The organism is Pseudoxanthomonas sacheonensis, from assembly GCF_010093305.1.
GTDB classification, from domain to species: domain Bacteria; phylum Pseudomonadota; class Gammaproteobacteria; order Xanthomonadales; family Xanthomonadaceae; genus Pseudoxanthomonas_A; species Pseudoxanthomonas_A sacheonensis.
On record NZ_PDWS01000001.1, the window covers coordinates 123,671 to 143,726 of the forward strand.

A 20,056-nucleotide genomic window follows, 5' to 3' on the forward strand; every position below is an offset into this window, starting at 1 on the left:
CCTTCCACGTCCGCGAAATCCTTGATGAGTTCCGTTCCCTCCCTGTCCCACCTCGACCGCCTGGAAGCGGAGAGCATCCACATCCTCAGGGAGGTCGCGGCCGAATTCCGCAATCCGGTGCTGCTGTACTCGGTGGGCAAGGACAGCTCGGTGCTGCTGCACCTGCTGCTCAAAGCCTTCGCCCCCGCGCCGCCGCCGATCCCGCTGCTGCACGTGGACACACGCTGGAAGTTCCGCGAGATGATCGCCTTCCGCGACCGCCGCGTGGCCGAGACCGGCACCGAGCTGCGCGTGCACATCAATCCCGACGGCATCGCCCAGGACATCGGTCCCATCAGCCACGGCGCCACCGTGCACACCGACGTGATGAAGACCCAGGGTCTGAAGCAGGCTCTGGACCAGTACGGTTTCGATGCCGCCATCGGTGGCGCGCGCCGCGACGAGGAAAAATCGCGCGCCAAGGAGCGCGTGTTCTCCTTCCGCAACGACAAGCACCGCTGGGATCCCAAGCGGCAGCGCCCGGAGTTGTGGAACGTCTACAACGCGCGCATCGACAGGGGCGAGAGCGTGCGCGCCTTTCCGCTGTCCAACTGGACCGAGCTGGATATCTGGCTCTACATCTATCGGGAGGGCATTCCGGTGGTGCCGCTCTATTTCGCCGCCGAGCGCCCGGTGGTGGAACGCGACGGTGCGCTGATCCTGGTGGACGACGAACGTCTGCCGCTGCGCGACGGCGAAACGCCGCAGCTGAAGAAGGTGCGTTTCCGCACCCTGGGCTGCTATCCGTTGACCGGGGCCATCGAATCGGAAGCCGATACGCTGGAGGCGATCATCCAGGAAATGCTGGTGACCACCAGTTCCGAGCGGCAGGGGCGGGTGATCGACCAGGATCCCACCGCGTCGATGGAGAAGAAGAAGCTGGAGGGATATTTCTGATGGCTGCAGTTCGCGCGCGTGCCTGCTTTGGCCTCCCCCTTTGCAAAAGGGGGATCGAGGGGGATTTGCTCTTCGCGGAGAGCCTGCTGGAGAGCAACATTAAGATCAAAAGCAAATCCCCCCTGGCCCCCCTTTTTCAAAGGGGGGAATGCCATGTCTGATTTATTGCGCGGTGGCTCCCGCTTCTGCCTCTCCCTTTGCAAAAGGGAGATCGAGGGGGATTTGCTGTTCGCGGGGAGCCTGCTGGAGAGCAACATCAAGATCAAAAGCAAATCCCCCCTGGCCCCCCTTTTTCAAAGAGGGGAATCCAATGTCTGACATCGCCGGCTACCTCAAGCAGCACGAAGAAAAGCCCTTGCTGCGTTTCATCACCTGCGGCAGCGTGGACGACGGCAAGAGCACCCTGATCGGCCGCTTGCTGTACGACAGCAAGCGCCTGTTCGACGATCAGCTGGCCGCGCTCAGCGCCGACAGCAAGCGCCATGGCACCCAGGGCGAGAACATCGACTATGCGCTGCTGCTCGACGGCCTGGCCGCAGAACGCGAGCAGGGCATCACCATCGACGTGGCCTACCGCTATTTCGACACCGAGCGCCGCAAGTTCATCGTCGCCGACTGCCCGGGCCACGAGCAGTACACCCGCAACATGGCCACCGGCGCTTCCACCGCCGATCTGGCGGTGGTGCTGGTGGACGCGCGCAAGGGCCTGCTGACGCAAACGCGCCGACACAGCTACATCGTGTCGCTGCTGGGCATCCGCCACGTGGTGCTGGCCGTGAACAAAATGGATCTGGTGGGTTACGACCAGGCCGTGTTCGATGACATCGTCGCCGGTTACCGCGCACTGGCGGCGCAGCTGGGCATCGAACGGGTCACTTTCATTCCGTTGTCGGCCTTGAATGGCGACAACCTGTCCACCCATTCCGATGCGATGCAGTGGTACCAGGGGCCGAGCCTGCTCGAACATCTGGAAACCGTCGAGGTGCCGACCCACGAGGCCCACGGAAGCCTGCGCCTGCCGGTGCAGTTCGTCAGCCGCCCCCACCAGAACTTCCGCGGTTTCGCCGGCACCATCGCCGCGGGCGTCGCCAACACCGGCGACGAAGTGGTGGCGCTGCCTTCCGGCCGCCGCTCGCGGATAGCGAAGGTTTTCGTGGGCGACCGCGAAACTTCAAGCGCGCGCGCCGGACAGGCGGTGACGTTGACGCTGACCGACGAGATCGACATCAGCCGCGGCGACGTGATCGCCGCCGCCGGCGATCCGCCGCAAGTGGCCGACCAGTTCGCCGCCCATCTGCTGTGGATGGACGATGCCGCCTTGCTGCCGGGCCGTCCGTACTGGTTGAAGATCGGCGCGCGCACTGTCGCAGCGACGGTCAGCGAGATCAAGCACCGCATCGACGTCAACACGCAGGAACACCTGGCGGCCAAGCGGCTGGAATTGAACGAGGTGGCTTATGTCAACCTCAGCCTGGACGAGCCGATTGCCTTCGCGCCGTACGCCGAAAACCGCACGCTGGGCGGTTTCATCCTGATCGACCGCCACAGCAACGACACCGTCGCCGCCGGCACGCTGGATTTCGCCTTGCGCCGCGCCGGCAACGTGCACTGGCAGCACGTGGACGTGGACAAGGCCGCGCGCGCGCGCATCAAGGGCCAGTCGCCGCGCGTGCTGTGGTTCACCGGTCTGTCCGGCGCGGGCAAGTCCACCATCGCCAACCTGGTGGACAAGCGCCTGCATGCGCTGGGTTACCACACGTTTCTGCTGGACGGCGACAACGTGCGCCATGGCCTGAACCGCGACCTCGGATTCACCGACGAAGACCGCGTGGAAAACATCCGCCGCGTGGCGGAAGTGGCCAAGCTGATGACCGAAGCCGGCCTGATCGTGCTGGTCAGTTTCATCTCTCCGTTCCGCGCCGAACGCCAGATGGCGCGCGCGCGTTTCGAGGACGGCGAGTTCATCGAGATCTTCGTCGACGTGCCGCTGGCGCTGGCCGAACAGCGCGACGTGAAGGGCCTGTACCGCAAGGCGCGCGCGGGGCAGATTCCCAACTTCACCGGCATCGATTCGCCCTACGAAGTCCCCGAGCATGCCGAACTGCGTCTGGATGCGGGCAGCGAAAGTCCCGAAAAGCTCGCTGCGCAGGTGCTGGAGAAGCTGGGCCTGCAGTGATGCGGCCGCGCCGTGCCCGGCCGCAAGGGTCTTTAGTCATACCCCCGTCAACCCGTTATTGCCACAAGCGTTAACCGTGGACCGGTAAACTCCGGAAATAACCACGATCACGGAAAAGACATGCCGATCCGACCGGGCGCGCGCATTGTGCTGCTGCTGGCCATGATGGTTCCGCTGCTCGCTGCCTGCGGCAAGGACAAAGCCGCCGCGCGCGGCGACGCGGGAGCTTCCGCGCCGGTCCCGGTCACCACGCTGGTGCTGCAGCCCTCGGCCTGGACCGACACCCTGCAGGCCATCGGCACGGCCAAGGCGCGCGAATCGGTCACCCTCACTTCCAAAGTCAGCGAAGCGGTGCAGGCGGTGCATTTCGAAAGCGGCCAGGAAGTGAAAGCCGGCGCGCCGCTGATCACTCTGCGCGGCGATTCGCAGCAGGCCGCGCTGGTCGCGGCGCAGGCGACTTTCGCCGAAGCCGACCAGCTGTACAAACGGCAGGTTTCGCTGGCCGATCAGCAACTGGTGGCGCGCGCTTCGCTGGATACGCAGAAATCCATCCGCGACGCTGCGCTGGCCCGCGTGCAGCAGATGCGCTCGGACATCGGCGACCGCAATGTGCGTGCGCCGTTCTCCGGCGTGCTGGGCATCCGCCAGGTCAGTCCCGGCGCCCTGATCACTCCGACCACGGTGATCGCCACGCTCGACGACATCTCGCGCGTCTACGTGGATTTCCCGGTGCCCGAAGCGCAACTGGCCACTTTGGCCATCGGCCAGTCGATCCGTGCGCGCAGCGATTCCTATCCGGACCGCGACTTCGAAGGAAAGGTGAGCACCATCGATGCGCGCATCGACGCCGCTACCCGGGCGGTGACCGTACGCGGCGACTTCCCCAATCCCGATCGCGTGCTGCGTCCGGGCATGTTGATGCAGGTGCGACTGTCGCGGCCGGAACGCCAGGCGCTGGTGCTGCCGGAAATCGCCCTGGTGCAGGTGGGGCGCGATACTTTCGTGTTCCGGGTCAAGGCGGATGGCAGCGTCGAACAACCCAAGGTTGAAGTGGGCGCGCGCAGTTCGGGCAAGGCCGAGGTGCTGTCGGGGCTCAAGGCGGGCGACCGCATCGTGATCGACGGAACGGGCAAGCTGCGGCCCGGCAGCAAGGTGGTGGAGGGCAAGGCCGGCGCCGTCCCCGCAGCCGAAGCGCCGGCCCGCGCGCAAGGCTGACACGCCGATGAAGCTTTCCGATCTTTCGATCAAGCGCCCGGTGTTCGCCGTGGTGATGAGCCTGTTGCTGATCGTGCTGGGCGTGATGTCCTTCACCCGCCTGACCCTGCGCGAACTGCCGGCGATCGATCCGCCCATCGTGTCGGTGTCGGTGGACTATCGCGGCGCTTCGGCGGCAGTGGTCGAAACGCGCATCACCCAGGTGCTGGAGGACGCGCTGTCGGGCATCGAAGGTGTCAACACCATCGAATCGCGCAGCGCCAACGGCCGTTCCAACATCAGCATCGAATTCAACCTGTCGCGCGACATCGAGGCCGCCGCCAACGACGTGCGCGACGCGGTCAGCCGCGTTATCAGCCGCATGCCCGAGGAGGCCGAGCAGCCTGAGATCGCCAAGGTGGAAAGCGACGCCGACCCCATCATCTGGCTCAACATGAGCTCCAGCACGATGGACACGCTGCAGCTGAGCGATTACGCCGAGCGCTACATCACCGACCGTCTTTCCAGCATCGACGGCGTGGCGCAGGTGCGCATCGGCGGCCAGCAGCGCTACGCCATGCGGATCTGGCTGGACCGCGACCAGCTGGCCGCGCGCGGCCTGGCGGTCAGCGACGTGGAAGACGCGCTGTCGCGCGAGAACGTGGAGCCGCCGGCCGGCCGTATTGAATCGGCCGACCGCGACTTCACCCTGCGGGTGACGCGCAACTACCAGAAGCCAGAGGATTTCGCCCAGATCCCGCTTGGCAAGGGCGCCGACGGTTACGTGGTGCGGCTGGGCGACGTGGCCAAGGTGGAGCTGGGTTCGGAAGAAAGGCGCGCCTATTTCCGCAGCAACGGCGTGCCCAATGTCGGCCTGGGCGTGGTCAAGACTTCCACCGCCAACAGTCTGGATGTCGCCCACGCGGTGCGCGAAGAGGCCGACCGGATCCGTTCGAGCCTGCCCAAGGGCACCCAGATCTTCGTCGCCTTCGACACCACCACCTTCATCGATGCGGCGGTCGATCGCGTCTACGAAACCTTGCTGGAAGGCATCGTGTTGGTGCTGCTGGTCATCTGGCTGTTCCTGGGCAGCGTGCGCGCTGCGCTGATTCCGGCGGTCACGGTGCCGGTGTGTCTGATCGCCGCCTTCATCGCGCTGTACGCCTTCGGCTTCTCGATCAATCTGCTGACATTGCTTGCCCTGGTGCTCTGCATCGGCCTGGTGGTGGACGACGCCATCGTGGTGGTGGAGAACATCCAGCGCCGCGTGGACCTGGGTGAACCGCCGCTGGTGGCGGCCAAGCGCGGCACCGCGCAGGTGGCGTTCGCCGTACTGGCCACTACGGCCGTGCTGATCGCGGTGTTCCTGCCGGTCGGTTTCCTGGAAGGCAATACCGGCCGACTGTTCCGCGAACTGTCGGTGGCGCTGGCCGCAGCGGTGGCGATTTCCGCCTTCGTGGCTCTGTCGCTGACGCCGATGATGTCGTCCAAGCTGCTCAAGCCGCATGCGAAGGGGAATGCTGTTGAAGGACGGCCAAATCGCGTACACAGCTGGGTCAACCGCCAGTTCGACAAACTCAGCCGCGGCTACGGCCACGTGCTGCAGAAGACCGTGCACCGCAGCTGGATGTTCGGCGGCCTGATGGTTGTGGCGATGGTCTGCGCCGTGGTCCTGTTCCGTTTCATTCCTTCGGAACTGGCGCCCGCTGAAGACCGCGGCTCCTTCCAGGTGATGATCGACGGGCCGGAAGGTGCCGGTTTCGACTACACGGTCGGGCAGATGCAGCAGGTGGAGAAGATCCTGGCGCCGATGATCGGCGGCGACCAGCCCATCCAGCGCGCCAACCCGCGCGTGCCGGGAAGCTTCGGCGCCAGCGAGGAAATGCACACCGGTCGCGCCACCATCTTCCTGCAGGATTGGGACAAGCGCAGCGAAAGCACCGCCGAAGTCGCCGCCGACGTGCAGAAGAAGCTGTCCGTGCTGACCGGCGTGCGCGCGCGCACCCAGGTCAGCGGCGGTCTGGTGCGCTCGCGCGGCCAGCCTTTCAACATCGTGCTGGGCGGACCCGACTATGCGGAGATCGCGCAATGGCGAGATCTGTTGCTGCAACGCATGCAGGACAATCCGGGTTTCGTCGGTCCGGATTCGGATTACAAGGAAACGCGTCCGCAGATGCGGGTGAACATCGACCGCGCGCGCGCCGCCGACCTGGGCGTGTCGGTGACCGAGATCGGCCGTGCGCTGGAAACCATGATGGGCTCGCGCCAGGTCACCACCTTCGTCGACAGCGGCGAGGAATACGACGTGCTGGTGCAGGCCAACCGCGCCGGCCGCGCCAGTCCCGCCGATCTGCAGGCGATCCAGGTGCGTTCCAGCAGCGGCGAACTGGTGCCGCTGTCCAATCTGGTGACCTTGAGCGAACTGGCCGAACCCGGCACGCTCAACCGCTTCAACCGCCTGCGTGCGATCACCATTTCGGCCGGACTGTCGCCGGGCTATCCGCTGGGCGAGGCGATCGCCTGGACCCAGCAGGTCGTGGCCGAAGAACTGCCCGAGCACGCGCAGATCGACTGGAAGGGCGAGTCGCGGGAATTCCAGGAGGCCGGTGGCGCGGTGCTGTTCACTTTCGCGCTGGCGCTGCTGATCGTGTACCTGGCGCTGGCCGCGCAGTTCGAGAGTTTCATCCATCCGCTCGGCATCATGCTCACGGTGCCCTTGGGCGTACTGGGCGCGTTGCTGGGCCTGTGGATCACCGGCGGCACCATGAACCTGTTCAGCCAGATCGGCATCGTCATGCTGGTCGGGTTGGCGGCCAAGAACGGCATTCTGATCGTGGAATTCGCCAACCAGCTGCGCGACGAAGGACGCAGCGTGCACGACGCGATCCTGGAGTCGTGCTCGGTGCGCCTGCGGCCCATTCTGATGACTTCCATCGCCACCATCATGGGCGCCGTGCCGCTGGTGCTGGCCGGCGGGCCGGGCTCGGCCAGCCGCGCGACCATCGGCGTGGTGGTGATCTTCGGCGTCGCCTTCTCCACCGTGCTGTCGCTGCTGGTGGTGCCGGCGGCCTACACGCTGCTGGCGCCGTTCACCAAATCGCCCGAAGCCGTGGCGCACGAATTGGAGAAACTCGAGGGCCAGACTCCATCGGTGGGCGGGCATGGCTGAGACGACGTTGCGAGGCGAAGGTTTCCTCCTGCGTCCTTGGCGCGGTTCCGATCTGGACAGCCTGGTGCGGCATGCCGACGATGCGCAGGTGTCGCGCGGCGTGAGCGATCGTTTTCCTTCGCCTTACACGCGCGAGGATGGCGAGGCGTTCCTGTCCGGACGCGTGATCGACCTGGACGATCCGGTATTCGCCATCGAGATCGACGGCGAAGCCTGCGGCGGCATCGGCGCGCATCCCGGCAAGGGCGAACGCGTGCATTCGGCCGAATTCGGCTACTGGCTGGGCCGCGCGCACTGGGGCAAGGGCACCATGACCCGCGTGGTCTCCGTATTCGCCCCCTGGGCGATGCGGGAATTGCGGCTGTACCGGCTGTACGCGACCGTGCTGGCGTTCAACATCGGCTCGGCGCAGGTGCTGCGCAGGAACGGGTTCCTGGAGGAAGGCGTGCAACGCGCTGCTGTATTCAAGCGCGGAGTGCTGCATGATCTGCGCGTGTTCGCCAAAGTGCGCAGGAATCTGGACGATGACCACTAAACCGCCATCCCCCTGGGACAAGGCCGCCATCCGTACCGACGATGCGCGCAAACGCGAGAACATCGGCAGGCGCCAGGAAGCGGCGCCGCCGCGCGAGCCACGTCCGGCGGTCAGGCCCGAGGGCGGCAACAAGCAGGAGCTGCGCTACTACGGGCTCAATGCCGTGCAAGCGGTGTTCGCGCAACGTCCCGAAGCCATCCGCAAGCTCTATCTTTCCGAAGCGCGCATTCCGCAGCTGCAGCCGCTGTTGTCCTGGTGCGTCAAGAACCGCATCGGCTATCGCGTGGTCGAGGAAGCGGACCTGGGCAAGCTGGCCGCCAGTTCGCATCACGAAGGCGTGGTGGCCGATGTGCTGCGCGTCGAACCGCTGGCTCTGTCGGCCTGGCTGCAATCGCTGGCGCCAGGACCGGTGCTGGCCTTGTGGCTGGACGGCGTGGGCAACCCGCACAACTTCGGCGCGATCCTGCGTTCGGCTGCGCATTTCGGCGTGGGCGCGATCCTGCAATCGCAGGATTCGACGCTCGCTGTTTCCGGCGCCGCCGCGCGGGTGGCCGAAGGAGGTGCGGAGCGAGTGCCCCTGGTGCGCATGCAGGATCGCCATGAGGCGTTGGCCGCGCTGCGTGCGGCCGGCTTCAAGCTGGCGGCCACGGTCGTGCGGGGCGGCGCCGATCTGTTCGCCGCCCGATTGCCGCAGCGACTGGTCTATGTAATGGGCGCGGAAGGCGAGGGCATGGACGACGCTCTCGCCAGGGCCTGCGACTTGCAACTGTCCATTCCCGGCACCGGTGCTGTGGAAAGTCTCAATGTCGCCGCGGCCACCGCGGTGTTTCTGGCGCAATGGCATCGTTGACGTTGTAGAGCCGAGCTTGCTCGGCTGCTTTACCGTCCGAAGCACATTGCAACGAAAACTTGCAGGAACCAAAAAAGTCCGTCGTCATCCCAGCGAAAGCTGGGATCCATCTTGATCTTGCTTTGGCTCCTTGAAAGTCAAAAAGCAAAGTCAAAATGGATCCCAGCTTTCGCTGGGATGACGATAGAACGGTGATGCCTTACTCGTGGGAAGGCTCCGCCGCCTTCACCGCACTCCCGAAATCACCGTCCGCCTCCGCCGCCAGATAAGCGAACACCGCATAAGCCGCGACGTTCTGCGCCAAAGCCTTCGGGTCGATCTTGTCCAGAGTGTCGTCGGCGTTGTGGTGCAGGTCGAAATAATCGCTGCCGTCCTGCGCCAGCCAGGCCCAGGTAGCGCCTTTCTCCGCGATGGGGCCGATATCAGGGCCCGCGCCGCCCTTGTCCGGCGCGTATTCGATGCCCAGCGGCTTCAGCGCCTCGGCGATCTGGCGGGTTGCCGCCTTGGCGTGCTCTGGCGCGCCGGTGTTGAAGGCATAGATGCGGCCTGCGCCGAAATCACTTTCCGCGCCCAGCTGATGCTTGGCCGCATCCGCAGCATGTTTGACCGCGTAGGCCTTGCCGCCATACAGCCCTTGTTCTTCGTTGGCGAAAGCGACCACGCGGATGGTGCGCTTGGGCGCCTGCTTCAGCTGGCCGATCAAGTGCCCCGCCGCCATGGTGATGGCCACGCCCGCGCCGTCGTCGATCGCGCCGGTGCCCAGGTCCCACGAATCCAGGTGCCCACCGATCAACACCACTTCCTGCGGCTTGCCGCGCCCGGTGATCTCGCCGATGACGTTGTACGAAGTCGCTTCTCCGTTCCAACCGCAATCCAGCGCAACGGACACGCGCACCGGACCCAGCGCCAGCAGCCGGGCCAGCTGGTTGGCGTCGGGAATGGCGAGCGCAGCCGATGGCACCGGAGTCAGCCCCTCATCGAAACGGGTGATGCCGGTGTGGGCGACGCGGTGGTGGTCGGTACCGGCCGAACGCATCAGAAAGCCGATCGCGCCCTTGCGGATGGCCGCCGAAGGACCCTTGGAACGGATCGCCCCGCCATTGCGGTAGTCGCTGCCGTCGCGCGCGGACTGCATCTGGTAATCGACGAAAGCGATCTTGCCGGCCAACGATCCTTCGGAAGCGGCTTCCAGCGCGGCCAGATCGGCGAAGCGCACCACCTCGGCTTGCAGTTTCCCGCCCGGACTGCCGCCCAGCGCGGTGACCGTGAGCGGTTGCGCGTGCGCGTCCAGAATCGCGGCGGTTTCGCTGCGGCGTTCCCATTTGGGGAAGGTCACCGCTTCGGTCCAGACCTTGTCGAAACCCAAGGCCTTGAACTTGGCCTGCGCCCAGGCCACCGCGCGCGCATCGGCTTCGCTGCCGGCCAGGCGCGGGCCCACTTCGGTGGTCAGCGATTCGACCGTGTTCCAGCCGGTGCCGTCGGCCAGCGCCTGCTCGCGCAAGGTCGCGGCCGTGGCCAGTGCGGATTCGGGAATGCGCGTTTCGCGTTCTGCGGCGGATGAGGTTGTCGAAAACAGGCTTGTCGAAATGGAAAGGGCAAGCAGCAGAGGCACCAAGCGCATATCGTGGTCCGGAAAACCAAGGAAGCCGCGAGCTTAGCAGCCCGCGGCTTAGTCGTAATCCTTCTCCCGGTGGGAGAAGGAAAATCGCTACTTCTTCAGCGAATCGCGGATCTCGCGCAGCAACAGCACGTCTTCGGGAGTCGCAGCGGGCGCTTCCACCGGTTTGCGGACGCGGTTGTAAGCCTTCAGGATCAGGAAGATCACCAGCGCGATCAGCAGGAAATCGATCATGGTCTGGATGAAGGCGCCGTATCGGATCGCGACTTCGGCCACCTCTTTGCCCGCCGCGTCCACGGTAGCCGGGCTGAGTACGTATTTCCAGTCGCTGACGCTGACGCCGCCGGTCAGGAAGCCGATTACAGGCATTACGATGCCATCGACCATCGCGGTGACGATCTTGCCGAACGCCGCACCGATCACGACGGCCGTCGCAAGGTCAACGACGTTCCCACGCGAAATGAATTCCTTGAATTCGCTGATCATGCCCATGGGTTCTCCTTGTGGATATAGGCGCCAACACGCCCGTGCGGGCGACTATAACGCGGCCGCCTTCACGCGGCGATGATGCGTCCGCGCAGTTCGGCGACGCCCTCGAGCGTGGCCACGAAGGCGTCGCCCGCCACCATCGGGCCGACGCCAGCCGGCGTACCCATGAACACCAGGTCGCCTGCCTTCAGCGCGAACAATTTCGACAGCTCGTGCAGGATGTCTGGCACGTCCCAGATCAGGTCGGCCAAGGCGCCGTGCTGGCGCGTTTGGCCATTGACCTGCAGGTTCAGGCCGCGGGTTTCCAAAGCGGCGACTTCGCCGGCCGGCACCAGTTCGCTGATCGGCGCCGAATGATCGAAGCCCTTGCCGATATCCCAGGGCAGGCCTTTGGCCTTGGCCGCGCCTTGCAGATCGCGGCGAGTCAGATCCAGGCCCACGCCGTAGGCGAAGATCAGCGCATCGGCGTCTTCGGCGGCCAGTACGCCCGCGGGCGCATCCTTGCCCAGCGCCACCACCAGTTCCACTTCGTGATGCAGATCCTGGGTGCCGGACGGATAGGGCACGTCGGCGCCGCCGGTCACCACGGCGTCGGCAGGCTTGAGGAAAAATACCGGCTGGCCACGCTCGGCTTTGGAAGCCGGCGCCACCGCGCCCATTTCACGGGCGTGATCGGCGAAATTCCGCCCCACGCAGTAGATGCGGCGCACGGGAAAGGTGCCGCCGCCGCGGACGGGAACGCGCGCCTGCGCGGGCGTGGGGATGAGGTCGGTCATGAAGTTCGCGCCAAGGTTTTCGGACGCGACAGTTTAAGCGGAGCGCGTTGGGCGCGGAGCGCGCCGATCGCGGTACCTCAATGCGACAGCGGCAGCACCGGTTTGCGGACCACGCGGAATTCGCCATCGACCACGTTGGCGTCGCGCACGGCGACGGGCTTGCCGCGCTGGCTCAGCAGCTTCCAGGCCACGCCCGCCACGATCATCGCCGCGCCCACGAACACGCTGAAGAAGATCAACAGGCAAAGCAGGCCCAGCCCGACGATGCCGAACGCCAGGCGCAGCAAGGGATGGCGTGGCTTGCGCGGAGCGAAAGCGGAACGCAGGCGGGAGCTGTCGAAACGGAAACTCTTGGCGAACATCGGCGGTAGTCGTGACAGAATGCGGCGCAAGCCGGTGGCGCAGTATCGGATGACCGAAACATGACAGTGTGAGAACTTCGTTAAACCCATGTCCCTGATCGCATTGGAGTCAATCGAGGACGGCGGATTCGCCGAAGTCGAAGCATTGGTCGGCGGCGATGCCGAATCGCTGATCGTGCATCGTATTGGTGCAAACGCGCGCGCGTGGCTCAACGTCTGCCCGCATGCGGGACGGCGGCTGGATTGGGCGCCCGGTAAGTTCTTGAAAAGCAAGGAAGGACATCTGGTCTGCGCGGCGCACGGCGCTTCCTTCGAACTCGAGCGCGGCGACTGCGTCGCCGGCCCCTGCCGTGGGGATTCCCTGCGTAGCGTCGCCGTGGAAGTGCGCGACGGTGAGGTGGTGTTAAGCGCGCCGCCCTTGTAGGTCGGGGTTACACCCCCGACACGCGTGGTGTCGGGGCTCATGCGCGTCGGGGGCGTAGCCCCGACCTACGATCTACTGGTGTCGGGGTTGTCCCGCTCCACCGTCAATCCGCTTGCGACCAATGCCTGCAGCGTCGCTTCGAAGGCGTGGTCCTTGACCAGTACGTAATCGGTATCGAACGTCGACAACGCGAAGATGCCGATCTTCGCTTCGGCCAGCGGCTGCAACACCTGCAGCAGGATGCCGGTCTGATCGAACGCGAACGGCCCCTGCAGCATCAGGCAGCGCCAGCCGCGCTCGCATTGCACGGTTTCGGGCACCTGCGAATCGTGGCAGAGAATCGAGAGCTCATCGTCGGTCCAGGAAACCGTGGCGAACGGCCCTGGATGGAACCATTCCGGCAGCGCCGAACCGGCCGCCAGCCTGCACACCGCGAACGATCCGTCCACCGGTTTCAAACTCAACGGCATGCTCGATCAGCCTCCACGCGCACCCCACCAGAACATCAGGTTGATCGTCAACACCACCACGCAGGTGTAGACCAGCGACAGCGGACCGCCGACGCGCCACAGCTGCCGGCTGGTGTAGTTGGCCGGTCCGGTGATCATCGAGATCACCGGGTTGGAGGCCGTCATCAGATTGTTGGAAGCCGACAGCGCCACGATCAGCGCGAACGCGGTGGGGTTGCCGCCCGCGGCCAGCGCCAGGTTGATCGCCAGCGGCACCATCACGATGGTGGCGCCGACATGGCTGATCACCAGCGAGAACGCCGTGGTCAATAGCGCGATCGCGATTTCCAGCATCCAGACCGGAATGCCTTCGGGCAGTCTTTCCACCGTATGCCCGGCCACCCACGCCGCCGCGCCGCTGCTGTCCATGGCCCAACCCAGCGGAATCAGGCCGGCCATCAGGAACACGGTCTTCCAGTTGATCGACGCGTAGGCCTCGTCCATGCGCAGCACGCCGGTGACCAGCATGCCGGCCACGCCGGTCATCAGGGTCAGGGAAACCGGCAGTTTCGACGTCAATGCGATCAGGATGGTGATGGCGAAGATGGTCATCGCGATCTTGAACTTGTGCGGACGCTGCTCGCCCTTGGGGTAGTCGGTCACCACCACGAAGTCGCGGCTTTCGGCGGCCACCGCCAGGTCCTGCCAGATGCTGTGGAAGACCAGCAGGTCGCCGGCGCGCAGGGCGACCTTGCGCACATCCTCGCGCATGACCTTCTTGTCGCGGTTGATGGCCAGCAGGCTGATGCCCGACTGCTTGCGCAGACGCAGCTCGGCGGCGGTCTTGCCGATGTAGCGGGAAGTGGGCGGGATGACCGCCTCGGAAATGCCGGCGCGGCTGGGATTGAAAAGATCGCCGAAGTGGCGCAGCCGCGAGGACAGGCGCAGGAAATGGTTCTGCGCGAAATCGTGCACCGCCTGGCGCGCGCCCATCGCGCCCAGCACGCTGCCCACCCAGATCCGCATGTCGGCCGGCGGCGACAGGCGGGTGTCGCTGCCGGTCTGCAAAGCCAGCATCAGCGGTGCGTCGTGCATCGCTTCGGCTTCGCCCAGGGACATGCCCACCAGCGGGCTTTCGGCGGTGACGGTCATTTCGAACACGTCGCCCTCGATGCCGTAGGTGCTGGCGAAATAGCTTTCCGTGCGCGCCGGCGCCACGTTGGTTTCGGTTTCTTCGCGCAGCTTTTTGTCGCCGTAGAAACGGAAATACAGCAGGGAAGCGGCGATCAGGGCCACGCCGACCGGCAGCGGCGCGAACATGCGCAGCGGCTCCAGGGTGGCCATGCCCGAAGGCAGATTGTTGTTGGCCGATACCAGAAGGTCGTTGAGCAGGATCAGCGGCGAGTTGCCGACCATGGTCAGCGCGCCGCCCATGACGATGGCCGCGGCGATGGGCTGCAGCAGGCGCTGCAGCGACAGTCCGCTGCGCGAGGCCAGGCGCGAGGCGACCGGCAGGTACAGCGCCATCACCGAAGGGTTCTGCATGAAGGAAGAGTTGAGGCCGGCGATGCCGGTGGTCATCAGCAGCAACCGCTGCTCGATGCCGTGGCCGCGCCGCAACAGCCATGAAGCGAGCCGGTTGAGCGCGCCGGTGCGGTCCAGCCCCGCACCCAGGATGGTGGTGGCGATGATGCTCATCACCGCGTTGCCGGAGAAACCGCCGAACAGTTCTTCAGGCGCCACCAGCCCGGTCAGGCCCAGGATGACCAGCACGATCAGGGCGACCACATCGGCGCGGATGCGTTCGAACAGGAACATCGCCATGGTGAAGCCGACCAGCCCGAGCACGAGCTTCATGTCGTTGGTCAGCGTCAGGGCGGTGTCCATCAGGGGCGGGAATCGGGAATGGAGAATCGGGAATCGACAACGCGTATCCCCGGCGCCGCAAGCAATCCGCTACTGGGGTTGAACGAGCGGGTGACTAGTCGCGGGAGGAAGAACGAGGTGGCCATGCTTTTACGATTCCCTATTCCCCATTTCCGATTCCCTGGTCTTGTCGTACACAAGATCCCACACCCCATGACCGAGCTTCTGGCCCCGGGTCTCGAAATGGGTCTGCGGGCGCCAGTCCGGGCGCGGTACGTGCCCGCGCGTGCCGGCGCGGTTCTGCAGTCCTTCGGTGGCATCCAGCACGTCCCACATCTGTTCGGCATAGTCCCGCCAGTCGGTGGCGGCATGCAAGCGGCCGCCCACGCGCAAGCGCGAAACCAGCAGGGCAGCGAATTCGGGCTGGATCAGGCGGCGCTTGTTGTGGCGCTTCTTGTGCCAGGGATCGGGGAAATAGATGCGCACTTCGTCCAGCGAAGCTTCCGCGACTTCGTTGCGCAGCACTTCCACCGCATCGTGGTGGTACAGACGCACGTGGGTCGCCGCGTCCGTGTCCAGCGCATTGAGCAGGCGGCCGACGCCGGGCGCGTGCACTTCGATGCCGATGTAGTCCCGCTCCGGATCCCGGGCGGCGGCGAAGCGCAGCGCATCGCCATTGCCGAATCCGATCTCCAGTACGCGTGGAGCCTGGCGGCCGAAGATCCGGTCGAAATCGCGCGCAACGCCCGTGTAGTCCAACCCGAACCGCGGCCACAGTTCATCGAACGCGCGTTGCTGCGCCGGCGTGAAGCGGCCCTGGCGCAGCACGAAACTGCGTACGGCGCGATGTCCGGTGGTGACCGTATAGGGTTTGGGGGGATTGGGCGCGGTGCCGGTCATCTCAGCCGATCAATCCGTCGACCGGCGAAGAAGCGCTGGCGTAGCGTTTGCGCGGGATGCGCCCGGCCAGGAAGGCTTCGCGTCCGGCTTCGATCGCCTTTTTCATCGCGCCGGCCATCAGGATTGGATCCCTGGCGCCGGCGATGGCGGTGTTCATCAGCACGCCGTCGCAGCCCAGCTCCATCGCGATGGCCGCGTCGGACGCGGTGCCCACGCCGGCATCGACCAGCACCGGCACCTTGGCGTTCTCGATGATTTCCAGCAGGTTGTACTTGTTCTGGATACCCAGGCCCGAGCCGATCGGCGCGGCCAGCGGCATCACCGCCACGCAGCCGATTTCCTCCAGGCGCTTGGCCAGGATCGGATCGTCGCTGGTGTAGACCATCACCTGGAAACCATCGGCCACCAGTTGCTCGGCCGCCTTCAGCGTGCCGATCACGTCCGGAAACAGGGTGCGCTGGTCGCCCAGCACTTCCAGTTTGACCAGGGTATGGCCGTCGAGCAGTTCGCGCGCCAGCCGGCAGGTGCGCACCGCATCTTCGGCGGTGTAGCAACCAGCGGTGTTGGGCAGCAGGGTGTAGCGTTCCGGCGGCAGCACGTCGAGCAGGTTGGGCTCGTTGGGCGACTGGCCCAGGTTGGTGCGGCGGATCGCTACGGTGACGATCTCGGCGCCCGCGGCTTCGGTAGCGCGGCGGGTTTCGTCGAAATCCTTGAACTTGCCGGTGCCGGTGAGCAGGCGCGAACGGTAGGTCTTGCCCGCGATGACGAGCGGGTCGTGAAGGCTGGGAGAATTCATCGAAAGATTATCGCCGATGTTGGCGGGTGCCGGGCGAGATTGTCGTCAGATGCGCGCCGTCGGCTGCGTGCACCCCCTGCGACGAGACTACTCCGGTTGAATCCGTGGGAGCGGCGTCCCGCCGCGAGCTTCTGCCTTTGCTCGACTACTCTGCCAAAGGCCAGAAGCTCGCGGCGGGACGCCGCTCCCACGCTCTGGCCGCCCTATCCGCCTCCCAGCGCATGCACGATCTCGATCCGGTCGCCTGCCTGCAGACGCTGCGAGGGGTGCAGTCCGCGGGGCACGATTTCGCCGTTCACTTCCACGGCTACCCGGCGTTCGGCCAGGCCTTCGGAGCGCAGCAGATCCGACAGGCTGCTGCCTGCCTCGATGGTCCTGTGCTGGCCGTTCAATTGGATTTCCATGAGCGCATTTTGCCGTATCGGCCGGTCTATGACGCAACGCAGCGTGAGCGCCGGCGGGCGAAATGAAACCATGCGCGCCTGTACGCCCCCGTACGTTCCGCCGTGTCCACTGGGATCACGGATGAATTTGGCCTCCTGGAGAAACTAGATGCAGCCCTTCGCCCGTCCCGTCCGTTCCGTCCTTGCCGTGGCATTGGCCGTCGCCGCCTTGCCGGCGCTCGCCCAGAACCATCCTTATTCGCAGACGGTGTTCATCGGCGACAGCCTCACCGATTCGGGCCATTTCCGCCCGGCGCTGATCCAGGCGGTGGGACCCAACGGAGCGCTGATCGGGCGCTTCACCACCAATCCGGGTCTGGTCTGGTCCGAGTACGTGGCCGACTTCTACGGGACCAGTGCGGTCAGCGACAACCAGGGCGGCACCAACTACGCCGTCGGCGGCGCCCGTACCGGCACCAATACCAGCGGCGCGCTCGGGCCCATTCCTTCGCTGGCCACCCAGACCGCCAATTACCTGGCGAGCACCGGCGGCCGCGCAGACCCCAATGCCCTCTACACCGTGTGGGGCGGGGCCAACGATCTGTTCGCCGTCGCGGGCGGCGCACCGGCGCAGGCCACCATCACTGCCGCGGTGACCGCGCAGGTGGGCGTGGTGGGATCGCTGCAGACCGCCGGCGCCCGCTACATCCTGGTGCCCACCATTCCGGACCTGGGCGTGACTCCGCAGTTCCGTGCGGGCGGCGCTGCGCAACAGGCAGCCGGCACGCAGCTGTCCACGACCTACAACACAGCCTTGTTCGGTGGCCTGTCGGCGGCGGGACTGCGCATCATTCCACTCGACACCTTCCACCTGCTGCAGGAAATCGTCGCCAACCCGGCTCCCTACGGCATTTCCAACGTCACCGGCACCGCGTGCAATCCGCAGATCACCGCCTCTTCGCTGACCTGCGGTCCGGCCAACTACGCCAGTGCCGATGCGCCCTATACCTATGCATTCGCCGATGGCGTGCATCCTTCTTTGCGGGCGCACGAAATCCTCGCCGACTATGCAGTGTCCGTACTCGAGGGTCCGCGCCAGATCGCGCTGCTGCCTTACACCGCTTCGGTGATCGGCCGCGCCCGCGCCGACCGCGTCGGCCTGCACGTCAACGGCAAGCCCGAAGCCGACGGCGTAAGCTGGTGGGGCGATCTGCGCGGCGATTCGTTGCGTTACGACCACGGCCATCTGTACGACGGTATCGGCCCGGCCGGCCTGTTCGGCGTGGACTGGACGCGCGGTTCCATGGTGTACGGCGCGTTCGGCGGTTACGGCCGCAGCGACTTCGACTTCGGCAGCCGCGCTGGCAGCTTCGACGAGTCCGACGCCACTTTGGGCGGCTTCGTCGGCTGGTATGGCGACCAGGCCTGGGTCAATGCGCAGCTCAGCTATACCTGGATCTCCTACGACGTGGACCGCACCGTGCAACTGGGCCCGGCCACGCGCACGCACAGCGGTTCGCCCGACGGCACCAACCTCAGCCTGGGCGTGCACGCCGGTTACGAATTCGGCCAGGACGCTTTCCGCCACGGTCCTGTGCTGAGCGTGCTGGCGCAGCGCATCGAACGCGATGGCTATGCCGAAAGCGACGCCAGCTCCACCGCATTGGCTTACCCGGACCAGGATTTCGATTCGCTGATCGGCAGCGCGGGCTGGCAGGTCAGCTACGCCATCAACGAGAACGTGCGCCCGTACGCGCGCCTGACCTACGACCGCGAATTCGAATCGCCCGACGAAGAAGCCTTCGCTTCGCTGCAATCCATGCCGGGTCTGGCGCCTTATGCGGTGCCGGGCCTCAGCATGGATCGCGATTACGCCACACTGACCTTCGGTGCGCGCAGCACGGTGTTCGGCCTGGCCGCCGATATCGGCCTGACTACTACGGTGGGACAGAAGGGCGGCACCAACGCGGGCGCTTTCGCGACCCTCAGCGGTAGCTTCTGAGTTCCATCCGGTGGTTGTCGATCCCACGGGCGCCCGGATAGGGCGCCCGTTTGCATGGGCGAGGCGCCGGAGCATAAACTCGCGGCCTCGCGGGTGTAGCTCAATGGTAGAGCTGTAGCTTCCCAAGCTACTGACGAGGGTTCGATTCCCTTCACCCGCTCCAAGATGCCGTTTTAGCCCGTAAGTGGCTGAATATTGAAGGGCTATTCCGAAGCGGATCCGTCCGACTGGCCGCCGCGGTCCTGGCGGTTATCGGCCAGACGTGCTGAGTAGGCGCAGCGAAGTTTCGCGCTATTACCTCCCGAATGAATTTCTTTGTTTTTGGCGAGCGCTGAGAACATGCGGCTTATTACTACAGGAAGCAGACGATAAGCTGGATTGTCGAATTAATAGGAAATGCACCGGTGCCCGATTCCGAAGCTTCTGCCGCGATGGCTAGAGGGCACTGATTTCGAGCATCACCTGGCGAAGCCGCATTCGGAAGGCTTCATCGTGTAACCGGAATGAGGCCCGCGCGTCTTCGGACATGCGCGTTATCTCTGGATCTGATAAATCCATGGCCTTTTCCACCGCATGCTCCATGTCGCATTCGTCTATCTCATCGATACCCGGCTGGTTATTCGGCTCCTGATGAGGCGAAGACATCAGAATCGCACAATCCTGAGCGTCCCACTCATTCACGAGATCGGCTTGATTGGTCAAAGCAATGGCTCCCACACTCATGGCTTCCATGACCCGGGGATCAAATCCTCGGGTGTTGCTCGGACATAGATGGAAGAGGTGAAGGTTCTGTAGTTCCGCGGTCGCGGCATCCTCTAACCAAGCAAGACGGTGATTGATGTTTGCTGCCTTTATGGGCGCGCTGGCGAAGTCGGGACGTTGCACAAGCGTCAAGCGAGGCCATCGGGGGTTGGACTTCCACGCCCTGACAATGATCTGGGTCGCATGCGCGGTGCTGCGTTGGGAGAAGTGGAAGAACTCACGCCTCCTGTCCGCGCAAGGATTTAGCACATCACCGCTTGTGAAGCCGAGGTAGGTGGTGGGGTAACCAAGCTGACTGAGGCGGGCCGTTTCCACGAGGGTCATGCAGAGGATTCGATCGAAGCGATCAAGGTGGCGGTTAGGCCGGGG

The 20,056-nt window shown here is 65.2% G+C and carries 17 protein-coding genes, 1 tRNA gene and 2 pseudogenes; 10 read left to right on the top strand and 10 right to left on the bottom strand.

Features of this window, described 5'->3' with window-relative positions; genetic code table 11:
- Positions 1-12 precede the first annotated feature (12 nt).
- From cysD to CSC73_RS00575, 7 genes and pseudogenes are all read left to right on the top strand, one after another.
- Positions 13-936: pseudogene (cysD, locus tag CSC73_RS00550) on the top strand (sulfate adenylyltransferase subunit CysD); the annotation flags it as partial.
- Between the two features lie 153 nt (positions 937-1,089).
- Entirely contained in the window at positions 1,090-1,254 is a 165-nt protein-coding gene (locus tag CSC73_RS18335; RefSeq protein WP_170299044.1) for a hypothetical protein, read from the top strand.
- Complete coding sequence (gene cysN / locus CSC73_RS00555; protein WP_170299045.1) at positions 1,247-3,112, top strand: sulfate adenylyltransferase subunit CysN; 1,866 nt, start codon at positions 1,247-1,249, stop codon at positions 3,110-3,112. Before CSC73_RS18335 ends, cysN begins: the two co-directional genes overlap by 8 nt.
- Positions 3,113-3,232: 120 nt before the next feature.
- Positions 3,233-4,327 carry an efflux RND transporter periplasmic adaptor subunit gene (locus CSC73_RS00560; RefSeq protein ID WP_163838524.1) on the top strand — a complete coding sequence of 365 codons (1,095 nt, stop codon included), beginning with the start codon at positions 3,233-3,235 and terminating at the stop codon, positions 4,325-4,327.
- A gap of 7 nt (positions 4,328-4,334) precedes the next feature.
- Positions 4,335-7,475: an efflux RND transporter permease subunit gene (locus tag CSC73_RS00565; protein WP_163838525.1), complete on the top strand. Its 3,141-nt coding sequence runs from the start codon at positions 4,335-4,337 to the stop codon at positions 7,473-7,475.
- Complete coding sequence (locus tag CSC73_RS00570; RefSeq protein WP_163838526.1) at positions 7,468-8,010, top strand: GNAT family N-acetyltransferase; 543 nt, start codon at positions 7,468-7,470, stop codon at positions 8,008-8,010. Before CSC73_RS00565 ends, CSC73_RS00570 begins: the two co-directional genes overlap by 8 nt.
- Positions 8,000-8,860 (top strand): TrmH family RNA methyltransferase, encoded by an 861-nt coding sequence (locus CSC73_RS00575; RefSeq protein WP_163838527.1) that lies wholly within the window; start codon positions 8,000-8,002, stop codon positions 8,858-8,860. The genes CSC73_RS00570 and CSC73_RS00575 overlap by 11 nt, the downstream gene beginning before the upstream one ends.
- A 199-nt stretch (positions 8,861-9,059) precedes the next feature.
- On the opposite strand, the pseudogene CSC73_RS00580 reads toward CSC73_RS00575, so the two are convergent.
- The 4 genes and pseudogenes from CSC73_RS00580 to CSC73_RS00595 form a co-directional block, all read right to left on the bottom strand.
- Positions 9,060-10,400 (bottom strand): annotated as a pseudogene (locus tag CSC73_RS00580) (M28 family peptidase); the annotation flags it as partial.
- Between the two features lie 168 nt (positions 10,401-10,568).
- Complete coding sequence (gene mscL, locus CSC73_RS00585) at positions 10,569-10,970, bottom strand: large-conductance mechanosensitive channel protein MscL (protein ID WP_163838529.1); 402 nt, start codon at positions 10,968-10,970, stop codon at positions 10,569-10,571.
- Between the two features lie 62 nt (positions 10,971-11,032).
- Positions 11,033-11,743, bottom strand: coding sequence for a fumarylacetoacetate hydrolase family protein (locus CSC73_RS00590; protein ID WP_163838530.1), 711 nt, complete (start codon positions 11,741-11,743; stop codon positions 11,033-11,035).
- Between the two features lie 77 nt (positions 11,744-11,820).
- Positions 11,821-12,105: a hypothetical protein gene (locus CSC73_RS00595; protein WP_163838531.1), complete on the bottom strand. Its 285-nt coding sequence runs from the start codon at positions 12,103-12,105 to the stop codon at positions 11,821-11,823.
- A gap of 88 nt (positions 12,106-12,193) precedes the next feature.
- On the opposite strand from CSC73_RS00595, the gene CSC73_RS00600 reads away from it, so the two are divergent.
- Positions 12,194-12,529, top strand: coding sequence for a Rieske (2Fe-2S) protein (locus CSC73_RS00600; protein WP_163838532.1), 336 nt, complete (start codon positions 12,194-12,196; stop codon positions 12,527-12,529).
- A gap of 65 nt (positions 12,530-12,594) precedes the next feature.
- On the opposite strand, the gene CSC73_RS00605 is transcribed toward CSC73_RS00600, so the two are convergent.
- The 5 genes from CSC73_RS00605 to thiS form a co-directional block, all read right to left on the bottom strand.
- Complete coding sequence (locus CSC73_RS00605) at positions 12,595-12,999, bottom strand: ACT domain-containing protein (protein ID WP_163838533.1); 405 nt, start codon at positions 12,997-12,999, stop codon at positions 12,595-12,597.
- A gap of 6 nt (positions 13,000-13,005) precedes the next feature.
- Complete coding sequence (locus CSC73_RS00610; protein ID WP_163838534.1) at positions 13,006-14,865, bottom strand: SLC13 family permease; 1,860 nt, start codon at positions 14,863-14,865, stop codon at positions 13,006-13,008.
- Between the two features lie 129 nt (positions 14,866-14,994).
- Positions 14,995-15,744, bottom strand: coding sequence for a tRNA (guanosine(46)-N7)-methyltransferase TrmB (trmB, locus tag CSC73_RS00615; RefSeq protein WP_163838535.1), 750 nt, complete (start codon positions 15,742-15,744; stop codon positions 14,995-14,997).
- A gap of 1 nt (position 15,745) precedes the next feature.
- Positions 15,746-16,540: a thiazole synthase gene (locus CSC73_RS00620; protein WP_163838536.1), complete on the bottom strand. Its 795-nt coding sequence runs from the start codon at positions 16,538-16,540 to the stop codon at positions 15,746-15,748.
- A gap of 203 nt (positions 16,541-16,743) precedes the next feature.
- Positions 16,744-16,944 carry a sulfur carrier protein ThiS gene (thiS, locus tag CSC73_RS00625; RefSeq protein WP_093282836.1) on the bottom strand — a complete coding sequence of 67 codons (201 nt, stop codon included), beginning with the start codon at positions 16,942-16,944 and terminating at the stop codon, positions 16,744-16,746.
- A gap of 148 nt (positions 16,945-17,092) precedes the next feature.
- On the opposite strand from thiS, the gene CSC73_RS00630 reads away from it, so the two are divergent.
- Both CSC73_RS00630 and CSC73_RS00635 read left to right on the top strand, forming a co-directional pair.
- Positions 17,093-18,925, top strand: coding sequence for an autotransporter domain-containing protein (locus CSC73_RS00630; RefSeq protein WP_163838537.1), 1,833 nt, complete (start codon positions 17,093-17,095; stop codon positions 18,923-18,925).
- Between the two features lie 89 nt (positions 18,926-19,014).
- Positions 19,015-19,088: transfer RNA gene (locus CSC73_RS00635), tRNA-Gly, on the top strand.
- Positions 19,089-19,360: 272 nt separating this feature from the next.
- On the opposite strand, the gene CSC73_RS00640 is transcribed toward CSC73_RS00635, so the two are convergent.
- Positions 19,361-20,011, bottom strand: a complete 651-nt coding sequence (locus CSC73_RS00640) for a hypothetical protein (RefSeq protein ID WP_163838538.1) — start codon at positions 20,009-20,011, stop codon at positions 19,361-19,363.
- Positions 20,012-20,056 lie beyond the last annotated feature (45 nt).

Excerpts from the sequence above, each read along its gene's own strand:
- CSC73_RS18335 (WP_170299044.1), top strand. The coding sequence starts at position 1,090 with ATGTCTGATTTATTGCGCGGTGGCTCCCGCTTCTGCCTCTCCCTTTGC.
- cysN (WP_170299045.1), top strand. The coding sequence starts at position 1,247 with ATGTCTGACATCGCCGGCTACCTCAAGCAGCACGAAGAAAAGCCCTTG.
- CSC73_RS00560 (WP_163838524.1), top strand. The coding sequence starts at position 3,233 with ATGCCGATCCGACCGGGCGCGCGCATTGTGCTGCTGCTGGCCATGATG.
- CSC73_RS00565 (WP_163838525.1), top strand. The coding sequence starts at position 4,335 with ATGAAGCTTTCCGATCTTTCGATCAAGCGCCCGGTGTTCGCCGTGGTG.
- CSC73_RS00570 (WP_163838526.1), top strand. The coding sequence starts at position 7,468 with ATGGCTGAGACGACGTTGCGAGGCGAAGGTTTCCTCCTGCGTCCTTGG.
- CSC73_RS00575 (WP_163838527.1), top strand. The coding sequence starts at position 8,000 with ATGACCACTAAACCGCCATCCCCCTGGGACAAGGCCGCCATCCGTACC.
- mscL (WP_163838529.1), bottom strand. The coding sequence starts at position 10,970 with ATGGGCATGATCAGCGAATTCAAGGAATTCATTTCGCGTGGGAACGTC.
- CSC73_RS00590 (WP_163838530.1), bottom strand. The coding sequence starts at position 11,743 with ATGACCGACCTCATCCCCACGCCCGCGCAGGCGCGCGTTCCCGTCCGC.
- CSC73_RS00595 (WP_163838531.1), bottom strand. The coding sequence starts at position 12,105 with ATGTTCGCCAAGAGTTTCCGTTTCGACAGCTCCCGCCTGCGTTCCGCT.
- CSC73_RS00600 (WP_163838532.1), top strand. The coding sequence starts at position 12,194 with ATGTCCCTGATCGCATTGGAGTCAATCGAGGACGGCGGATTCGCCGAA.
- CSC73_RS00605 (WP_163838533.1), bottom strand. The coding sequence starts at position 12,999 with ATGCCGTTGAGTTTGAAACCGGTGGACGGATCGTTCGCGGTGTGCAGG.
- CSC73_RS00610 (WP_163838534.1), bottom strand. The coding sequence starts at position 14,865 with ATGGACACCGCCCTGACGCTGACCAACGACATGAAGCTCGTGCTCGGG.
- trmB (WP_163838535.1), bottom strand. The coding sequence starts at position 15,744 with ATGACCGGCACCGCGCCCAATCCCCCCAAACCCTATACGGTCACCACC.
- CSC73_RS00620 (WP_163838536.1), bottom strand. The coding sequence starts at position 16,540 with ATGAATTCTCCCAGCCTTCACGACCCGCTCGTCATCGCGGGCAAGACC.
- thiS (WP_093282836.1), bottom strand. The coding sequence starts at position 16,944 with ATGGAAATCCAATTGAACGGCCAGCACAGGACCATCGAGGCAGGCAGC.
- CSC73_RS00630 (WP_163838537.1), top strand. The coding sequence starts at position 17,093 with ATGCAGCCCTTCGCCCGTCCCGTCCGTTCCGTCCTTGCCGTGGCATTG.
- CSC73_RS00640 (WP_163838538.1), bottom strand. The coding sequence starts at position 20,011 with ATGACCCTCGTGGAAACGGCCCGCCTCAGTCAGCTTGGTTACCCCACC.